The following is a 16035-nucleotide window of genomic DNA, read 5'->3' as shown; positions in this document are numbered from 1 at the left end:
TTGACATAAAAAGGTGAAACTGACCGATAAGCCGCGTTCTTTTGGTATAGCGTCGTGGACAGTCATTCATCCTTTCTCCGCTATTCGAATAGCAAAAACCCCGCCGGAGCGGGGTTTTGACATAAAAAGGTGAAACTGACCGATAAGCCGCGTTCTTTTGGTATAGCGTCGTGGACAGTCATTCATCCTTTCTCCGCTATTCGAATAGCAAAAACCCCGCCGGAGCGGGGTTTTTGCGTAAAAGGTGAAACTGACCGATAAGCCGGGTTCTGTCGTGGACAGTCATTCATCTAGGCCAGCAATCGCTCACTGGCTCAAGCAGCCTACCCGGGTTCAGTACGGGCCGTACCTTATGAACCCCTATTTGGCCTTGCTCCGGGTGGAGTTTACCGTGCCGCGGACTGTTACCAGCCGCGCGGTGCGCTCTTACCGCACCCTTTCACCCTTACCTGATCCCGCTTGCGCGGGCCATCGGCGGTTTGCTCTCTGTTGCACTGGTCGTGGGCTGTGACACCCCCCAGGCGTTACCTGGCACCTTGCCCTATGGAGCCCGGACTTTCCTCCCCTCCGCCCGTCTCCCCCCGAAGGAGGACGACGACGAAGCGGCGACTGTCTGGTCAGCTTCGGCGCGCAGTATAGAGGGTTTACCGCCCGTTGTCATCCCTCAGTGGTCATCCCAACCTGCAGGGTGGCAGCAATATTACGCGACGCGCGGTAAATATTATCAAACGCCCCGCGAAATGCCTCTTCCAGCGTCGAAACGGAAGTTAACACGCTGAATACGGCATCGATACCGTGCTGGTGAACCACGCCGACATCGTGAGTCAGGCTGCCAGCAATACCGATCACCGGCTTACGGTATTTCTTCGCCACCCGGGCCACCCCCACCGGCACCTTACCGTGAACAGACTGGCTATCGAGCCGCCCTTCCCCGGTGACCACCAGTGAGCAGTCATGGATTTGTTCTTCCAGCTTCAGCGCCTCGGTAACGATCTCAATCCCGCTGCGCAGCTCCGCATTGAGAAAGGCCATCAGCGCCGCGCCCATGCCGCCGGCCGCTCCCGCGCCGGGGATCGACTTCACGTCCACCTGCAGCGACGTCTTAATGACGTCGGCATAATGCGCCAGATTACGATCCAGCTCGACGATCATCGCCTCGGTCGCCCCTTTCTGTGGGCCAAAGATCCGCGACGCCCCACGCTCGCCTACCAGTGGATTGGTAACATCGCAGGCCACGTGGATCATCCTGTCACGTAAGCGCGGATCGATGGCGGAAAGATCGATCCGGCTCAGACGGCTCAAACTGCCCCCGCCATGGCCGATCTCTTGTCCCTCGGCGTCACAGAGGCGGGCGCCTAGCGCCTGCATCATACCCGCCCCACCGTCGTTGGTCGCACTACCGCCGATGCCGATAATGATCCGTTCCGCACCATGCTCCAGCGCCTGTAATATTAGCTCCCCGGTACCCCGTGAAGTGGTGATGAGCGGGTTACGTTTGTCGGGCGGAACGAGCCCCAGACCGCTGGCTGCCGCCATCTCAATAAACGCGGTGACGCCGTCGCCGGACATGCCCCAGCAGGCCTTCACTCTCTCACCCAGCGGACCCGTTACCCATGCGAAATGTTCCTTTCCCTGGGTGGCGGCAATCATGGCTTCCACCGTCCCCTCGCCGCCGTCGGCGACGGGCAGGGAAACATACTGTGCATCAGGGAAAATTTCCCGAAATCCTTTTTCTATCGCCTGAGCTACCTCGCTGGCAGAAAGGCTTTCTTTGTAAGAGTCTGGGGCAATGACGATTTTCATAATTTTGTAGCCTGACAGTGCCGCGCAAGGCAAGCATAACAGGGCGCGCAGGGCGCCCTTCTTGTTAGCGAGTGACTTCCACTTTCGCCAGTTTTTCGTAATAGCACGCCAGCGCGCTATGGTCTGCAGTGCCGAGACCGTCCGCGCGCAGCGCCTGCATCATCTCCATCACCGCCGCCGTCAGCGGCAGTTGGGCGCCCACGCCGTGTGAGGTATCCAACGCATTGGCCAGATCTTTAATATGCAGGTCGATACGGAAACCCGGTTTGAAGTTACGGTCCATCACCATCGGGGCTTTCGCATCCAGCACGGTACTGCCCGCCAGACCGCCGCGAATAGCCTGATAAACCAGATCCGGATTGACGCCGGCTTTAGTCGCCAGGGTCAGCGCTTCAGACATCGCCGCGATGTTCAGCGCGACAATCACCTGGTTAGCCAGTTTGGTGACGTTGCCCGCGCCAATATCGCCGGTATGCACTACGGAGCCGGCCATCGCTTTCATCAGATCGTAGTATTTATCGAAGATCGCTTTATCGCCGCCGACCATGACCGACAGCGTGCCGTCGATGGCTTTCGGTTCGCCGCCGCTCACCGGCGCATCCAGCATATCAATACCTTTGGCTTTCAGCGCTTCGCTGATTTCCCGACTCGCCAGCGGCGCAATGGAGCTCATATCGATCACCACGGTGCCCGGTTTCGCCCCTTCAATAATGCCGTTTTCACCCAGCGCCACCTCTTTAACATGCGGAGAGTTCGGCAGCATGGTGATGATCACCTCGCACTGTTCGGCAATCGCTTTCGGCGTCGTCGCGGTCTCAGCGCCAGCGGCGATCACGTCGGCAATCGCTTCCGGGTTACGGTCAGACACCACCAGCGAGTAACCCGCTTTCAGCAAATTTTTGCTCATCGGTTTGCCCATAATGCCAAGACCGATAAAACCTACTTTGATTGTCATAATGTTCTCTCTCTTCATCCTGGTGATTATTTTTTAAACGCGTCGGCAAGTTTCTGGGTTGCAGAACGGAAGACGCCCAGATCGCTGCCAACGGCGACGAAGGTCGCGCCCCATTCCAGATAGCGGCGCGCATCGGCTTCCACTGGCGCCAGAATGCCGCTTGGCTTACCGTGCTTCTTCGCGCTGGCGAAGATATGTTGGATAGCGCGCTGCACCTCAGGATGGGCGGCATTGCCCAAATGGCCTAAGGCGGCGGCCAGGTCGCTCGGGCCGACAAACACACCGTCCACGCCCTCGGTCGCGGCAATCGCCTCGACGTTGTCTACTCCGGTCTGGCTCTCAATCTGCACCAGAATGGAAATGTTCTTGTTGGACTGGGCGAAGTAGTCCGGCACGGTGCCAAACATATTGCCGCGGTGGGAAACGGAGACCCCGCGGATCCCTTCCGGCGGATAACGGGTCGAAGCCACCGCCTGCGCCGCCTGTTCAGCCGTCTCGACAAACGGCACCAGGAAGTTATAGAAGCCGATGTCCAGCATGCGCTTGATGATGATGGGTTCATTGGTCGGCACACGGACTACCTGCGCGCTGGAGCTACCTTTCAGGGCCATCAGCTGCGGAATGAGCGTGGTGACGTCGTTTGGCGCGTGTTCCGCGTCCAGCACCAGCCAGTCGAACCCCGCCAGACCCAGCACCTCGGTGCTAATCGGGTTAGCCAAAGCGCACCAGCAGCCAATCTGCACCTGATGCGCCGCCAGCGCGGCCTTAAATTTGTTCGGAAAAATTGCGTTATCCATGATTTTTACCTTGCGTTAATCGTTGCTTACTTCTGCAATTCCATACGTTTGATATCGCCAACCACAAACAGGTAGCAGACCATCATCATCAGCGCGGAGCCGCCAACAAAAATCAGTGCGCCATTAAATGAGTGCAGTTCGCTCACGATATAGCCAATAACCAGCGGCGTGGCGATCGAGGCCACATTGCCAAAGACGTTGAATACCCCGCCGCACAGGCCAACAATCTCCTTCGGCGCGACATCCGAGATAACCGGCCAGCCCAGCGCGCCAAAGCCTTTGCCAAAGAACGCCAGCGCCATCAGCGTAATGACCAGCGGCGTGCTGGCCGTGTAGTTACACAGGATGATGGACGACGCCAGCAGCATTCCCAGCACAATGGGCAGCTTACGCGCAAAAGTCAGCGTGCAGCCGCGGCCAATCAGATAATCCGAAAACAGCCCGCCCAGTACGCCGCCAGCAAAGCCAAACAGCGCCGGAATCGAAGCCACAAACCCCACTTTCAGAATCGACATTCCCTTGTCCTGCACGAGGTAGATCGGAAACCACGTCAGGAAGAACCATGTAATGGTATTCAGGAAATACTGACCGAAAAATACGCCTAACATCATTCGGTTAGTCAGCAACTGGCGGATATAGTCCATCTTCGGCCCGGCCGCCGGGGTGGCCTCTTTTTTATGGTCCATATCGACCACTGCGCCGCCTTCTGAGATATATTTCAGCTCCGCGGCGGACATTCGCGGATGATCGGTGGGGTTATGCACAAACTTCACCCAGATGATGGTGAGCACAAACCCTATTATCCCCATCACGGTAAAGACATGTTCCCAGCCCAGCGCGAAGGTCAGCCAGCCGAGCAGCGGCGAGAACAGAGCCAGCGAGAAGTACTGAGCGGCATTAAAGATAGCTGAAGCCGTACCCCGCTCTTTGGCCGGAAACCAGGCCGCCACAATGCGGGCGTTGGCGGGAAACGAGGGCGCTTCGGAAAAGCCCAGCATAAAACGCATAAAGAACATGGAGACCCCGGCCCAGGCGAGCGGGAACACATCAATAAAGCCTTGCAGGAAGGTAAACAGTGACCAGAAAAACAGACTGTATGAGTAAACCTTTTTCGAGCCAAATTTATCCAGCAGCCAGCCGCCAGGGATCTGCATCAGCAGATAAGCCCAGCCGAAGGCGGAAAAAATGTATCCCATCGACACCGCGCTGAGCCCCAGCTCTTTCGCGACTTCAGTACCGGCGATAGACAAGGTCGCGCGGTCGCCATAGTTCACTGCCGTCACCACAAATATCATCAACAGAATTAAATAGCGGGTCGGTATTCCTTTTTTTTCATCTAATGTAGAATCCAAAATCATTTAGACATTCCTCGGGCACAGAACACCTTTTATAATTGTTTTAAGTGGTTTCTGATTTATTTAAAAGACGATATTGAAATTGTCTATTCGCATATCGATCACCTCAAAAACATGACTCAGTATAATCAGCACGCCCCCGCCAGACACTATGCATACCCACAATATAAAGTTATTATTTAAATCCATAATTGTGCTTATGCCATAAGTCATGGGCGCTAATCCACACTTCTTACGATTGCCTGCCCTGCAGAGGTTAGCGTCATAAAAAGGAGTGATGCCGATCACATTTTAAAATCAACTCAGCTGACATCCTTTATTCCATCATACTGATACGTAGCAAATGAATTAGCGTTTTATTTTATTATTAGCACCTGTTTGGAGATGACTGGACAATGGCTGACATTGCAATTCGACAACAATCGCCGACCGCGTTTTATATTAAAGTTGACCCGACAGATAATGTGGCGATTATTGTCAACGATCGCGGCTTAACCGCCGGAACGCGTTTCCCGGACGGCCTGACGCTCGTCGAGCATATCCCGCAGGGTCACAAAGTTGCCCTGGTGGATATCCCCGCCCATGGTGAAATCATCCGCTACGGCGAAGTCATTGGCTATGCCGTACGCGATATCCCGCAGGGAAGCTGGATTGACGAGTCGCTGGTGGAGCTGCCCACCGCCCCGCCGCTGAATACCCTGCCGCTGGCCACTAAAGTGCCTGAACCGCTACCGCCGCTGGAAGGTTACACCTTCGAAGGCTACCGCAATGCTGACGGCAGCGTGGGTACCAAGAATCTGCTGGGTATTACCACCAGCGTGCACTGCGTCGCTGGCGTGGTCGATTACGTGGTGAAAATCATTGAACGCGACCTGCTGCCAAACTATCCCAACGTCGATGGCGTGGTGGGCCTGAATCATCTCTACGGCTGCGGCGTGGCGATTAATGCGCCGGCGGCGGTAGTGCCGATTCGCACCATTCATAATATCGCCCTCAACCCAAACTTCGGCGGCGAGGTGATGGTCATTGGCCTCGGCTGTGAGAAGCTGCAGCCGGAACGCCTGCTGCAGGGCACGGAAGACGTCAAAAGTATCCCGGTGGACAGCGCCAGCATCGTCAGCCTGCAGGATGAAAAGCATGTTGGTTTTAAATCGATGGTCGATGACATTCTGCAGGTCGCCGAGCGCCACCTGGCGAAACTGAACCAGCGCCAGCGGGAAACCTGCCCGGCCTCTGAGCTGGTGGTCGGGATGCAGTGCGGCGGCAGCGACGCCTTTTCAGGCGTGACCGCCAACCCGGCGGTAGGTTACGCGTCCGACCTGCTGGTGCGCTGCGGCGCGACGGTGATGTTCTCGGAAGTGACCGAAGTACGCGACGCCATTCATCTGTTGACCCCGCGGGCGATTAACGAAGAGGTCGGTAAACGTCTGCTGGAAGAGATGGCCTGGTACGATAACTATCTTGATATGGGCAAAACCGACCGCAGCGCTAACCCCTCTCCCGGCAACAAGAAAGGTGGTCTGGCCAACGTGGTGGAAAAAGCGCTGGGGTCGATTGCCAAATCAGGGAAAAGCGCCATCGTTGAGGTGCTCTCTCCGGGGCAGCGTCCGACCAAACGCGGCCTCATTTACGCCGCAACCCCCGCCAGCGATTTTGTCTGCGGCACCCAGCAGGTAGCCTCTGGCATCACGGTGCAGGTATTCACCACCGGTCGCGGTACGCCGTACGGGCTGATGGCGGTACCGGTGATAAAAATGGCGACCCGTACCGAGCTGGCCAACCGCTGGTATGACTTAATGGACATTAACGCCGGGACCATCGCCACTGGCGAAGAGACGATTGAGGATGTCGGGCGGAAGCTGTTCGAATTTATTCTCGACGTCGCCAGCGGACGCAAAAAAACCTTCTCCGATCAATGGGGCCTGCACAACCAGCTGGCGGTATTTAACCCGGCGCCGGTAACCTGATCGAGAGCGTAAGGATTTAACCACTTTTAGCCCGGATCTATCCGGGCTTGTTGGTTAGGGATGCTGGGCGGCAAGAAAAGCGATTCTGCCCTTTTCTTCCGACATTTTTTCCGACATTTCTTCCGACATGTGGGAGGACGCTCAAGCAGCTCTTCACTATCTGAAGGGCTGCTTGCCAGGCTTCAATTGGGTTTACAGGATCACTCCCCCTGCTGCTCCAGGGCGTACTTATACAACGCGTTTTTCTTCACGCCGTGGATTTCCGCGGCCAGCGCGGCGGCTTTCTTCAGCGGCAGCTCCGCCTGCAGCAGCGCCAGAGTACGCAGCGCGGCCGCCGGCAGCGCCTCTTCCTGAGCCTTGAAACCTTCGACGATCAGCACCATCTCGCCTTTGCGACGGTTTTCATCTTCCTTCACCCACGCCACCAGCTCACCAATCGGCGCGCCATGGATCGACTCCCAGGTTTTGGTCAGCTCACGAGCCAGCACCACATAGCGGGATTCTCCCAGTACCGCGCAGATATCCTCCAGACTCTCCACCAGACGGTGGGTCGACTCATAGAAAATAAGGGTGCGTGGCTCTTCTTCCAGCGCTTTCAGGGTATCGCGGCGGCCTTTCGATTTCGCCGGCAGGAAGCCTTCATAACAGAAACGGTCGGAAGGCAGGCCGGCGGCGCTCAGGGCGGCGATAGCCGCACAGGGGCCCGGCAGCGGCACCACGCGAATATTCGCTTCGCGGCAGGTGCGCACCAGATGGTAACCAGGATCGTTAATCAGCGGCGTGCCGGCATCGGAAACCAGCGCGATGTTTTGCCCTTCTTTCAGTTTGGCAAGCAGGGTTTCCGCCTTTTGCTGCTCATTATGGTCGTGAAGCGCAAACAAACGGGCGTTTATCGCAAAATGTTGCAGCAGCAAACCGGTATGACGGGTATCTTCCGCTGCAATTAAATCAACGGCTTGCAGCACTTCCAGTGCACGCTGCGTGATATCAGACAGATTTCCTATCGGAGTGGGCACAATATAGAGCTGCCCCTGAGAATTATCCGCTGATTCGTGTTGTTTCATTGTCTCGTCCGTATTGCCGATTTAATATTGAGCATTGAGCCAAAAAAATATCACTGGACACTTATGGTACCGTCAACATTTCTTCGTTCTAAGCCCGCGCGCTGCCTGCCCGTATTGCTGGCGACTCTTATTTTTGCTGGCTGCGGCACCCACACGCAGGATCAAAGCGCGGCGTTTATGCAGGGTACGTCGCAGGCCAACTCCAGTTTCTACTTACAGCAGATGCAGCAAAGCACGAATGATAGCAAGACCAACTGGCAATTACTCGCCATTCGTGCACTACTGCAGGAAGGGAAGAAGCAGCAGGCTATCGACCTGTTTAACCAGCTGCCGGCGAACCTGAACAGCACTCAGGCCCGTGAACAGTCGCTGCTGGCGGTGGAAGTGAAGCTGGCGCAGAACGATTATCAGGCCGCCCGTAATCTGCTGGCTAAGATCGATCCGACAAACCTTGAGCAGCCTCAGCAGGCGCGCTACTGGCAGGCGCAAATCGATGCCAGCCAGGGCAAACCATCGCTGACCCTGCTGCGCGCCTTAATCGCCCAGCAGCCGCTGCTGAGTGACGCCAAACAGCGTCAGAAAAATATTAATGCGACCTGGCAAGCGCTCACCTCGATGCCGCAGGACCAGGCCAATGCGCTGGTGATCAACGCCGATGAAAATATCCTCCAGGGCTGGCTGGATCTGCAGCGGATGTGGTTTGACAACCGCAACGATCCGACGCTACTGAAAGCGGGCGTTAAAGACTGGCAGACGCGCTATCCGCAAAACCCGGGCGCTAAAATGCTGCCGACGGCGCTTGTGAATATGCAAAACTATAAGCCTGCGTCCATCAACAAGATTGCGCTTTTTCTGCCGCTGAACGGTCAGGCGTCGATCTTCGGCCGCACTATCCAGCAGGGCTTTGAAGCCGCCAAAAACGGCGCGCCGTCGGTGACGGGCAGCGCGGTTCCCGCCCAGGTCGCCCAGGCGGCGAATGTCTCCGGTAATGATGATGTGGTGAGTCCGTCGCAGGCAGAAATCAGCGATCTTACCGCCACCGGAAGCCGCGCTGATCCGGTTCAGGCCCCGACGCAGGACCAGGCAGCGCCTGCTGCGGAACCGGCAGCCCAGGCGCCGGCAACATCCGCCACGCCGCAGACTACCGCTTCCCCGGCCACCCAGCCGGTTACCGCGCCGGCCGCACAGCCGCAGCCCGTGGTCGCAACCGCCGCTAACCCTTCTGCGGAACTGAAAATTTACGACACCACCACCCAGCCGATAAGCCAGCTGCTCGCCCAGGCGCAGCAGGATGGCGCCACCCTGGTGGTTGGGCCGTTGCTGAAAGAAAACGTTGAAGAGGTTATCAAGAGCAACACGCCGCTCAATGTGCTGGCCCTCAACCAGCCGGAAAAAGTCGAAAGCCGCGCTAACCTCTGCTATTTCGCGCTTTCTCCGGAAGACGAAGCGCGTGACGCCGCCCGACATATCCACCAACAGGGGAAACAGACCCCGCTGCTGCTGGTTCCGCGCGGCGCGCTGGGCGATCGTGTGGTTAGCGCTTTTGCCGACGAGTGGCTGAAGCTGGGCGGCGCCAGCGTCCTGCAGCAGCGTTTTGGATCCACGGCCGAGCTGCGCGCCGGTGTGAACGGCGGCGGGGGCATTGCGCTGAGCGGCACCCCGGTCTCCACCCTGCCATCAGCGCAGAACAGCATCCTCGGCAGTGCGGATGAGATGCCGGTAAGCAGCGGCGGCAGCGTCGATGCGGCCTATATCCTCGCCACCCCGGAACAGATTGCCTATATCAAACCGATGATCGCCATGCGCAACGGCAGCCAGAGCAATGTCACCCTGTACGCCAGCTCGCGCAGCGCCCAGGGCACCGCGGGGCCGGATTTCCGTCTGGAGATGGAAGGCTTGCAGTATAGTGAGATCCCAATGCTGGCCGGCAGCAATCCGTCGCTAATGCAGCAGGCGCTGTCCGCGGTGCGTAATGACTACTCGCTGGCGCGTCTGTATGCCATGGGCGCTGACGCCTGGTCACTGGCAAATCACTTCACGCAAATGCGCCAGACGCCTGGCTTCGAGCTGAACGGCAATACCGGCGATCTGACGGCCAACCAGGATTGCGTGATTAACAGGAAACTGTCATGGCTCAAGTACCAGCAGGGAAAAATCGTTCCGGCCAGCTAAGCAAACAGACCGGCGATGCCTGGGAAAACCAGGCTCGCCGCTGGCTGGAAGGCCAGGGCCTGCGTTTTATCGCCGCCAATGCCCGCGAGCGTGGCGGCGAAATTGACCTTATCATGCGCGACGGCACGGTCACCGTTTTTATCGAAGTGCGCTACCGCCGTAGCGCCCGGTACGGTGATGCGGCAGCCAGCGTCACTCCGCAAAAACAACAACGACTGCTTAAAGCCGCCCGTTTGTGGCTCTGCCGACAGAATGGGAGCTTTGAGACTGTGGATTGCCGTTTCGATGTGGTAGCCTTCACCGGAAACGACATCCAATGGCTAAAAAACGCCTTTGGCGAATAGCGTAATACCAGAAGTAAGGGATCCCGTGCTCGACAGAATCAAAGCCTGCTTTACCGAAAGCATTCAAACCCAAATTGCCGCAGCGGAAGCACTCCCGGACGCCATCTCCCGGGCGGCGATGACGCTCGTCCAGTCCCTGCTTAACGGCAACAAAATCCTCTGTTGTGGTAATGGCACCTCCGCCGCCAACGCACAGCATTTTGCTGCCAGCATGATTAATCGCTTTGAAACGGAACGCCCTGGTTTACCTGCCATTGCACTAAATACCGATAATGTGGTCTTAACCGCCATCGCTAACGATCGCTTGCATGACGAGATCTACGCCAAGCAGGTGCGCGCCCTGGGACACGCCGGCGATGTGCTGCTGGCGATCTCTACGCGCGGAAACAGTCGGGACATCGTCAAGGCGGTGGAAGCCGCCGTGACCCGCGACATGACCATCGTCGCGTTAACCGGCTATGACGGCGGTGAGCTGGCGGGCCTGTTAGGTCAACAGGATGTCGAAATCCGCATCCCCTCCCATCGCAGCGCGCGTATCCAGGAGATGCACATGCTGACCGTCAACTGTCTGTGCGATTTGATAGATAACACTCTTTTTCCACACCAGGACGATTAAGGAGAACACATGAAGGCTCTCTCGCCCCTCGCCATCCTGCTTTCTGCACTACTGCTGCAGGGCTGCGTTGCCGCCGCGGTAGTCGGAACGGCAGCAGTCGGCACCAAAGCCGCAACGGACCCGCGTACGGTGGGAACCCAGGTCGATGACAGCACCCTGGAACTGCGCGTCAATAGCGCCTTGTCGAAAGATGAACAGATTAAGAAACAGGCCCGTATCAACGTCACCGCTTATCAGGGCAAAGTCCTGCTGACCGGCCAGTCGCCGACGCCGGACCTCTCCGCGCGCGCCAAGCAAATCGCCATGGGCGTGGAAGGGACCACGGAAGTGTTTAATGAAGTGCGCCAGGGCCAGCCGATTGGTTTAGGCACCGCCTCTTCTGATACCTGGATTACCACCAAGGTGCGTTCGCAGCTCCTGAGCACCGATCAGGTTAAATCCTCGAACGTGAAAGTAACCACGGAAAACAGCGAAGTCTTCCTGATGGGGCTGGTGACCGACCGCGAAGGCCGGGCGGCGGCGGATATTGCCAGCCGGGTAAGCGGCGTATCCCGGGTGACCACCGCCTTTACCTACATTAAATAAAGCTGCAGTTTCCCGGCTGGCGCTGCGCTTAGCCGGGCTACCGCCCCCTGTCCGTTGTGTGCCGGGTAAGGCGTAGCCGCCACCCGGCATCCAATCCCGCTATGCGTACGTTTACGGCAAACTACACCAGCGCCAGCGCACCGACAATCGCCCCGCACAGCGCCACCAGTCCGCCCGTCAGCCACAGCGCTTTGGCCGGGAAGGCTTTACGCAGCATAATCAGCGACGGCACGCTCACTGCCGGCAGTGTGATGAGCAGCGCCAGCGCGGGCGCCGTCCCCATACCCGCCAGCATCATTGTCTGCACAATCGGAATTTCCGCCGCGGTAGGGATCACAAACAGGCAGCCGGCGATCGCCATCGCGATAACCCAGAACAACGTATTATCCACCACGCCATCGGCGTGCGGGAACAGCCAGACGCGCGCCGCTCCCAGCACCAGCACCGCGAGGATATAAACCGGGATCGTGTTCCAGAACAGCGTCCACAGCGCCTGCAGCCAGCGGCTAAAGAAGCCGCCCTGAGTCGCTTCCGACGGTGCAGCAGGCACCGCTACCGGCTGCGTCGCCGCCTCTTTCACCCATTTCTGCACCAGCGTCGCCACAGTTAATACTGTCGCCAGACCCGCCACCAGGCGAACCAGCGCAAACTGCCAGCCCAGAACAAAACCCATAAACACCAGCGTCGCCGGATTGAGTAGCGGGTTCCCCATCCAGAACGCCAGCGCCCCACCCATCGACACCTGCTGTTTGCGCATCCCGGCCGCGACCGGCGCGGCGCAGCAGGTGCACATCATGCCGGGCAGCGAGAAAATCGCTCCCAGCAGCGTGCCCTGAAACCGCGATTGTCCCAGGGTGCGTAGCAGCCAGTCGCGCGGAATGAGTACCTGAATCAATGACCCGAGCAGCACGCCGAGCACCGCCGCTTTCCAGACGGCAAGGAAGTAAACCATCGCATAGTCCCACGCCGCCATCAGCGGGTTAGCGTCGGCCTGGGCAAGAATGGATTTACCGATACTGTGGGTTTCCGCAGCGGTGAAGGCTTTCCCGTAGTACGGCTGCCATTTGACGTACCACAGACCAACAATCACGACGAGAAAGAAAAGCGCGGGTTTCCACCATTGAAATGGTGACGCCGCCTGAGATGAAGACTGACCAGCCATAGCATTCCCCAGCAAGAAATGTGGATATGAATTGAAGCCGTGAATACTACGCCGGAAGCCTGCGTTTGCAAACCGCTATTCAGCCTGCCGCGCGGCGCGCTCCCGTAGTTCCGATGATGACAGAATTCGCACCCCTTCGTGGGTGGGCGACAGCGCCTCCGCCAGCAGGGCGATCGCCACATCGCGGGCCGCAATGGATTTCCAGTTCCCCGGCAAGAGCCGGAACAATGGTGCGAGGAAGGTCTCATTGGCCCGCTTTTTTTCCCGCTCGCCTGACAGCATCGACGGCCTGGCGATGGTCAGCCGCGGCCAGTCTTGCTCAATCAGCGCCGCCTCCATTTCCCCCTTCACCCGATTGTAGAAAAACGGCGAGTGGGCGTTGGCACCCATCGCGCTAACCACCAGCATATGTTGCGCACCCAGTCGTTTGCCGGTCAGCGCGGTATCAACCACCAGCGTGTAGTCAGCATGGACGAAGGCCTCTTTGCTCCCGGCCTCCCGGCGCGTCGTTCCCAGGCAACAGAAGACGATATCCACCGGGTCAACCACCTGCGCCAGGGCATCGGTCAGCTGGGGATCGTGAGGATTAAAAACACCTTTCGCTGGCGCCAGCGGGCGACGCGTCGGCGCGGCGATGGTGCTTATACGGGGCTCATTCTGCAGCAGCCGGAGTAAGTGACCGCCAACTAACCCGGTCGCGCCGGTTAATAATACCTGACTCATTGGTTCTCCTTTACAGAATTCTCCGCCTTGCACTTTCGGGCTCATGTTCCAGGCTTAATACCTTACAAGGTAAGTATCCACCATCATCATGGAATTACCTCATTGACCATCCAGACAGTGGAGGAAGCATGAGTAAAAAGATAGCCGTCCTCATTACCGACGACTTTGAAGATTCTGAATTTACCTCTCCCGCCGAAGCCTTTAAGCTCGCCGGGCATCAGGTCATCACGATCGAAAAGCAGGCTGGCAAAACGGTGAAGGGTAAGCAGGGAGAAGCCGAGGTCGCCATCGACAGAGCCATCGATGACGTCACACCGGGTGAATTTGATGCCTTATTGCTGCCCGGGGGCTACTCTCCCGACCAGCTGCGTGGTGATGAACGCTTCGTCACCTTTACCCGCGATTTTGTCAACGGCGGTAAGCCGGTGTTTGCCATCTGCCACGGCCCGCAGCTGCTGATCAGCGCCGATGTGATCCGCGGACGTAAGCTCACGGCGGTGAAACCGATTGTGGTGGATGTGAAAAACGCCGGGGGCGAGTTTTACGACCAGGAGGTGGTGGTCGATAACGAACAGCTGGTCACCAGCAGAACGCCGGACGATCTGCCGGCCTTCAATCGCGAAGCGCTACGCCTGCTCGGCGCCGGCATCACGCCGCCAGTGTAATTTCTTCCCGAAACCCAGCGTGTTGTCGGTAAATTTGATTTCGTCCGGACGAATCTCCCATACCGGCGCCGACAGCATGCGGGCCACCGGGAAGCGCTTGACGTAGCGCTGGCGCATTCGCGCCTCTTCGTCACCGCTCAGACGACGGATCTCGCCTTTGAACTGCACGCCGCGGATCAGAGCCACGGTTTTTGGCTGGCCGTTGACCGTGCCGGCCACCTTCGCCCTCTGTCCGGTCATCTGGCCATGGCGGGTGTGCTCCTCGCTGAGCAGATAAAAGGCCACGGTATCCGGGTCATAGACGTAAAAGGCATTCGCGCACCACAGCTCGTCTTCACGGGAGACGCACCAGGTGACGACGTGCTGTTTACTCAGCCAGCGACCAATGGCGGCAAGCGTATCCATCTTTCTTCTCCATTATGCTATGGTGCACACACCTTACCATAGTGACTTTGTGACCGTGTGCTGGTTTCTGTATCTCATTCGAACCGCGGATAATCGCCTTTATACCGGCATCACCACCGACGTGCCACGCCGCTTTCGCCAGCATCAGGCGGGAAAAGGCGCAAAGGCGTTGCGCGGCAAAGGCGACCTGCAGCTGGCCTTTAGCCACGAAGTTGGTGAACACTCACTTGCATTGCGACTGGAATATCGCGTCAAGCAGCTAACGAAGCGCGAAAAAGAGCGCCTCGTTGCCGGAGAGGATGCCTTCGAAACCCTGCTGGCAAGGCTTAAAGACGATTAAAGTGCTCGCTGTATTCTACCTGGCCATGGACGCCGTCGAGGGCGTCATCCGCCAGACGGTGAACCTGGAACGCCTCGGCGCTGTCCGGCCAGCGGCAGCGGAGATCGAAGCGCGCGGCCGATTCAAAGCCGAAGCGACGGTATAAATCCGGGTCGCCCAGCGTCACCACCGCGGCGTAGCCAAACTCATTCAGCGAGTCCAGCCCTTCATAAACCAGCTGCCGACCAATGCCCTGTCCGCGGTAGCGTTCATCTACCGCCAGCGGCGCCAGGCCGACCCACTGCAGCTCTTCACCTTCCACCGCCACCGGGCTGAAGGCAACGTAGCCGATCACCTGGCCTTCATCATCCGTCGCCACTACCCCCAGCGTGATCAGTCCATCTTCACGCAGATCGTGCACCAGCTGCGCTTCGGCATCGCGGCCGAAGGTACGACGCAGCAGCGCGTCGATTCCCGGTGCATCAATCCCAATCTCCACTCGAATCAGCATGCCTCACCTACCGATGTCTGTTCAGGTTTCTGCGGGCTCTTCAGTCCAGCTTCGACAAAATCCGCCAGTTGCAGCAACATCACGCGCAGCGCTTTTGGCATCTGCTCGAGCTCAATGGCGTCCATCAAATTTTTTACATACAGCCCCAGCTCCGTATCGCCTTCAATGGCCAGACGACGCTGGAAGAATAGCGTATCCGGATCCTGCTTGCGCGCGGCGATCATTAACAGATCGCTGGCGTCGGCGCTGAAGCTGACGTCGGCGTCGGCCTGCTGGCTGACCACCAGTCGACCATCGACTACCGAGGTATACCACAGCAGACCGATGTCACGCACATGAATACTTAACCAACGCCCCTCAAGAAACTCCAGCTCCCCCTCCGCCAGCGCCTGGCGAAACTGCCAGCTCAGCACTTGCTCCAGCACCTGGCGCTTGAGGGCAAAAGGCGCCAGCTTAACCGGCACGCTCATTAAAGACGGGCCAAAGTGGACCAGCCGGGAACGCAGTTTATCCAACACAAGCTTTACTCCATGAATGCAATAGTTCCGCTATTGTGCCATATCACATAAACAACATAGCGGCGTAAATCAAC

17 protein-coding genes and 1 other RNA gene are annotated in these 16035 nt (G+C 57.9%); 7 read left to right on the top strand and 11 right to left on the bottom strand.

Going from position 1 to position 16035, the window contains the following annotated elements; genetic code table 11:
- Nucleotides 1–242: 242 nt before the first annotated feature.
- From rnpB to HMPREF1024_RS03565, 5 genes are all read right to left on the bottom strand, one after another.
- Nucleotides 243–625, bottom strand: an RNA gene (gene rnpB, locus HMPREF1024_RS28080) — RNase P RNA component class A.
- A gap of 32 nt (nucleotides 626–657) precedes the next feature.
- Nucleotides 658–1803, bottom strand: a complete 1146-nt coding sequence (gene garK, locus HMPREF1024_RS03550; RefSeq protein WP_004149910.1) for a glycerate 2-kinase — start codon at nucleotides 1801–1803, stop codon at nucleotides 658–660.
- Nucleotides 1804–1867: 64 nt separating this feature from the next.
- Complete coding sequence (garR, locus tag HMPREF1024_RS03555) at nucleotides 1868–2758, bottom strand: 2-hydroxy-3-oxopropionate reductase (protein WP_002917952.1); 891 nt, start codon at nucleotides 2756–2758, stop codon at nucleotides 1868–1870.
- A 26-nt stretch (nucleotides 2759–2784) separates the two neighbouring features.
- Nucleotides 2785–3555 (bottom strand): 2-dehydro-3-deoxyglucarate aldolase, encoded by a 771-nt coding sequence (garL, locus tag HMPREF1024_RS03560; protein WP_002917954.1) that lies wholly within the window; start codon nucleotides 3553–3555, stop codon nucleotides 2785–2787.
- 26 nt (nucleotides 3556–3581) lie between these two features.
- A complete protein-coding gene (locus tag HMPREF1024_RS03565) occupies nucleotides 3582–4913 on the bottom strand; it encodes an MFS transporter (protein ID WP_004149911.1) in 1332 nt (443 codons plus the stop codon).
- 392 nt (nucleotides 4914–5305) lie between these two features.
- Between HMPREF1024_RS03565 and garD the strand changes: the two genes are divergently transcribed.
- The gene (gene garD, locus HMPREF1024_RS03575) at nucleotides 5306–6877 is read left to right on the top strand and encodes a galactarate dehydratase (protein WP_002917960.1); all 1572 of its coding nucleotides are present in this window, start codon (nucleotides 5306–5308) and stop codon (nucleotides 6875–6877) included.
- A gap of 200 nt (nucleotides 6878–7077) precedes the next feature.
- Here garD and rsmI read toward each other — a convergent pair whose 3' ends face one another.
- A complete protein-coding gene (gene rsmI, locus HMPREF1024_RS03580; RefSeq protein WP_004144878.1) occupies nucleotides 7078–7941 on the bottom strand; it encodes a 16S rRNA (cytidine(1402)-2'-O)-methyltransferase in 864 nt (287 codons plus the stop codon).
- Nucleotides 7942–8004: 63 nt separating this feature from the next.
- Here rsmI and HMPREF1024_RS03585 point away from each other — a divergent pair, with 63 nt between their 5' ends.
- Genes HMPREF1024_RS03585 through dolP form a run of 4 tightly spaced genes read left to right on the top strand, consistent with a single transcriptional unit; the run spans nucleotide 8005 to nucleotide 11658 of the window.
- Nucleotides 8005–10113 carry a penicillin-binding protein activator gene (locus tag HMPREF1024_RS03585; RefSeq protein WP_009309644.1) on the top strand — a complete coding sequence of 703 codons (2109 nt, stop codon included), beginning with the start codon at nucleotides 8005–8007 and terminating at the stop codon, nucleotides 10111–10113.
- The gene (locus tag HMPREF1024_RS03590; protein WP_002918206.1) at nucleotides 10071–10457 is read left to right on the top strand and encodes a YraN family protein; all 387 of its coding nucleotides are present in this window, start codon (nucleotides 10071–10073) and stop codon (nucleotides 10455–10457) included. The genes HMPREF1024_RS03585 and HMPREF1024_RS03590 overlap by 43 nt, the downstream gene beginning before the upstream one ends.
- 25 nt (nucleotides 10458–10482) lie before the next feature.
- Nucleotides 10483–11073 (top strand): DnaA initiator-associating protein DiaA, encoded by a 591-nt coding sequence (diaA, locus tag HMPREF1024_RS03595; RefSeq protein WP_002918211.1) that lies wholly within the window; start codon nucleotides 10483–10485, stop codon nucleotides 11071–11073.
- A gap of 9 nt (nucleotides 11074–11082) precedes the next feature.
- Entirely contained in the window at nucleotides 11083–11658 is a 576-nt protein-coding gene (dolP, locus tag HMPREF1024_RS03600; RefSeq protein ID WP_002918214.1) for a division/outer membrane stress-associated lipid-binding lipoprotein, read from the top strand.
- A 121-nt stretch (nucleotides 11659–11779) separates the two neighbouring features.
- Here dolP and HMPREF1024_RS03605 read toward each other — a convergent pair whose 3' ends face one another.
- Entirely contained in the window at nucleotides 11780–12820 is a 1041-nt protein-coding gene (locus tag HMPREF1024_RS03605; RefSeq protein ID WP_004889624.1) for a permease, read from the bottom strand.
- Nucleotides 12821–12895: 75 nt separating this feature from the next.
- The gene (locus tag HMPREF1024_RS03610) at nucleotides 12896–13543 is read right to left on the bottom strand and encodes an NAD(P)H-binding protein (protein ID WP_009309643.1); all 648 of its coding nucleotides are present in this window, start codon (nucleotides 13541–13543) and stop codon (nucleotides 12896–12898) included.
- 128 nt (nucleotides 13544–13671) lie between these two features.
- Between HMPREF1024_RS03610 and HMPREF1024_RS03615 the strand changes: the two genes are divergently transcribed.
- The gene (locus HMPREF1024_RS03615; RefSeq protein WP_002918221.1) at nucleotides 13672–14208 is read left to right on the top strand and encodes a type 1 glutamine amidotransferase domain-containing protein; all 537 of its coding nucleotides are present in this window, start codon (nucleotides 13672–13674) and stop codon (nucleotides 14206–14208) included.
- On the opposite strand, the gene HMPREF1024_RS03620 is transcribed toward HMPREF1024_RS03615, so the two are convergent.
- A complete protein-coding gene (locus HMPREF1024_RS03620) occupies nucleotides 14170–14613 on the bottom strand; it encodes a YhbP family protein (protein WP_002918223.1) in 444 nt (147 codons plus the stop codon). The two genes, HMPREF1024_RS03615 and HMPREF1024_RS03620, sit on opposite strands and share 39 nt — an antisense overlap.
- Before the next feature lie 49 nt (nucleotides 14614–14662).
- Between HMPREF1024_RS03620 and HMPREF1024_RS03625 the strand changes: the two genes are divergently transcribed.
- On the top strand, nucleotides 14663–14953 hold the full coding sequence (locus HMPREF1024_RS03625) for a GIY-YIG nuclease family protein (protein WP_002918226.1): 291 nt from the start codon (nucleotides 14663–14665) through the stop codon (nucleotides 14951–14953).
- Here the strand turns inward: HMPREF1024_RS03625 and HMPREF1024_RS03630 are convergent.
- Complete coding sequence (locus tag HMPREF1024_RS03630) at nucleotides 14940–15443, bottom strand: GNAT family N-acetyltransferase (RefSeq protein ID WP_004174193.1); 504 nt, start codon at nucleotides 15441–15443, stop codon at nucleotides 14940–14942. The two genes, HMPREF1024_RS03625 and HMPREF1024_RS03630, sit on opposite strands and share 14 nt — an antisense overlap.
- Nucleotides 15437–15961 (bottom strand): SCP2 domain-containing protein, encoded by a 525-nt coding sequence (locus HMPREF1024_RS03635; RefSeq protein ID WP_009309642.1) that lies wholly within the window; start codon nucleotides 15959–15961, stop codon nucleotides 15437–15439. Before HMPREF1024_RS03635 ends, HMPREF1024_RS03630 begins: the two co-directional genes overlap by 7 nt.
- Nucleotides 15962–16035: the final 74 nt, after the last annotated feature.

Source organism: Klebsiella sp. 4_1_44FAA (assembly GCF_000238715.1).
In the GTDB taxonomy this organism is placed as follows: Bacteria; Pseudomonadota; Gammaproteobacteria; order Enterobacterales; family Enterobacteriaceae; genus Klebsiella; species Klebsiella pneumoniae.
Note: the sequence above shows the minus strand (reverse complement) of the source record. Positions and strands in the feature narration are given on the sequence as shown.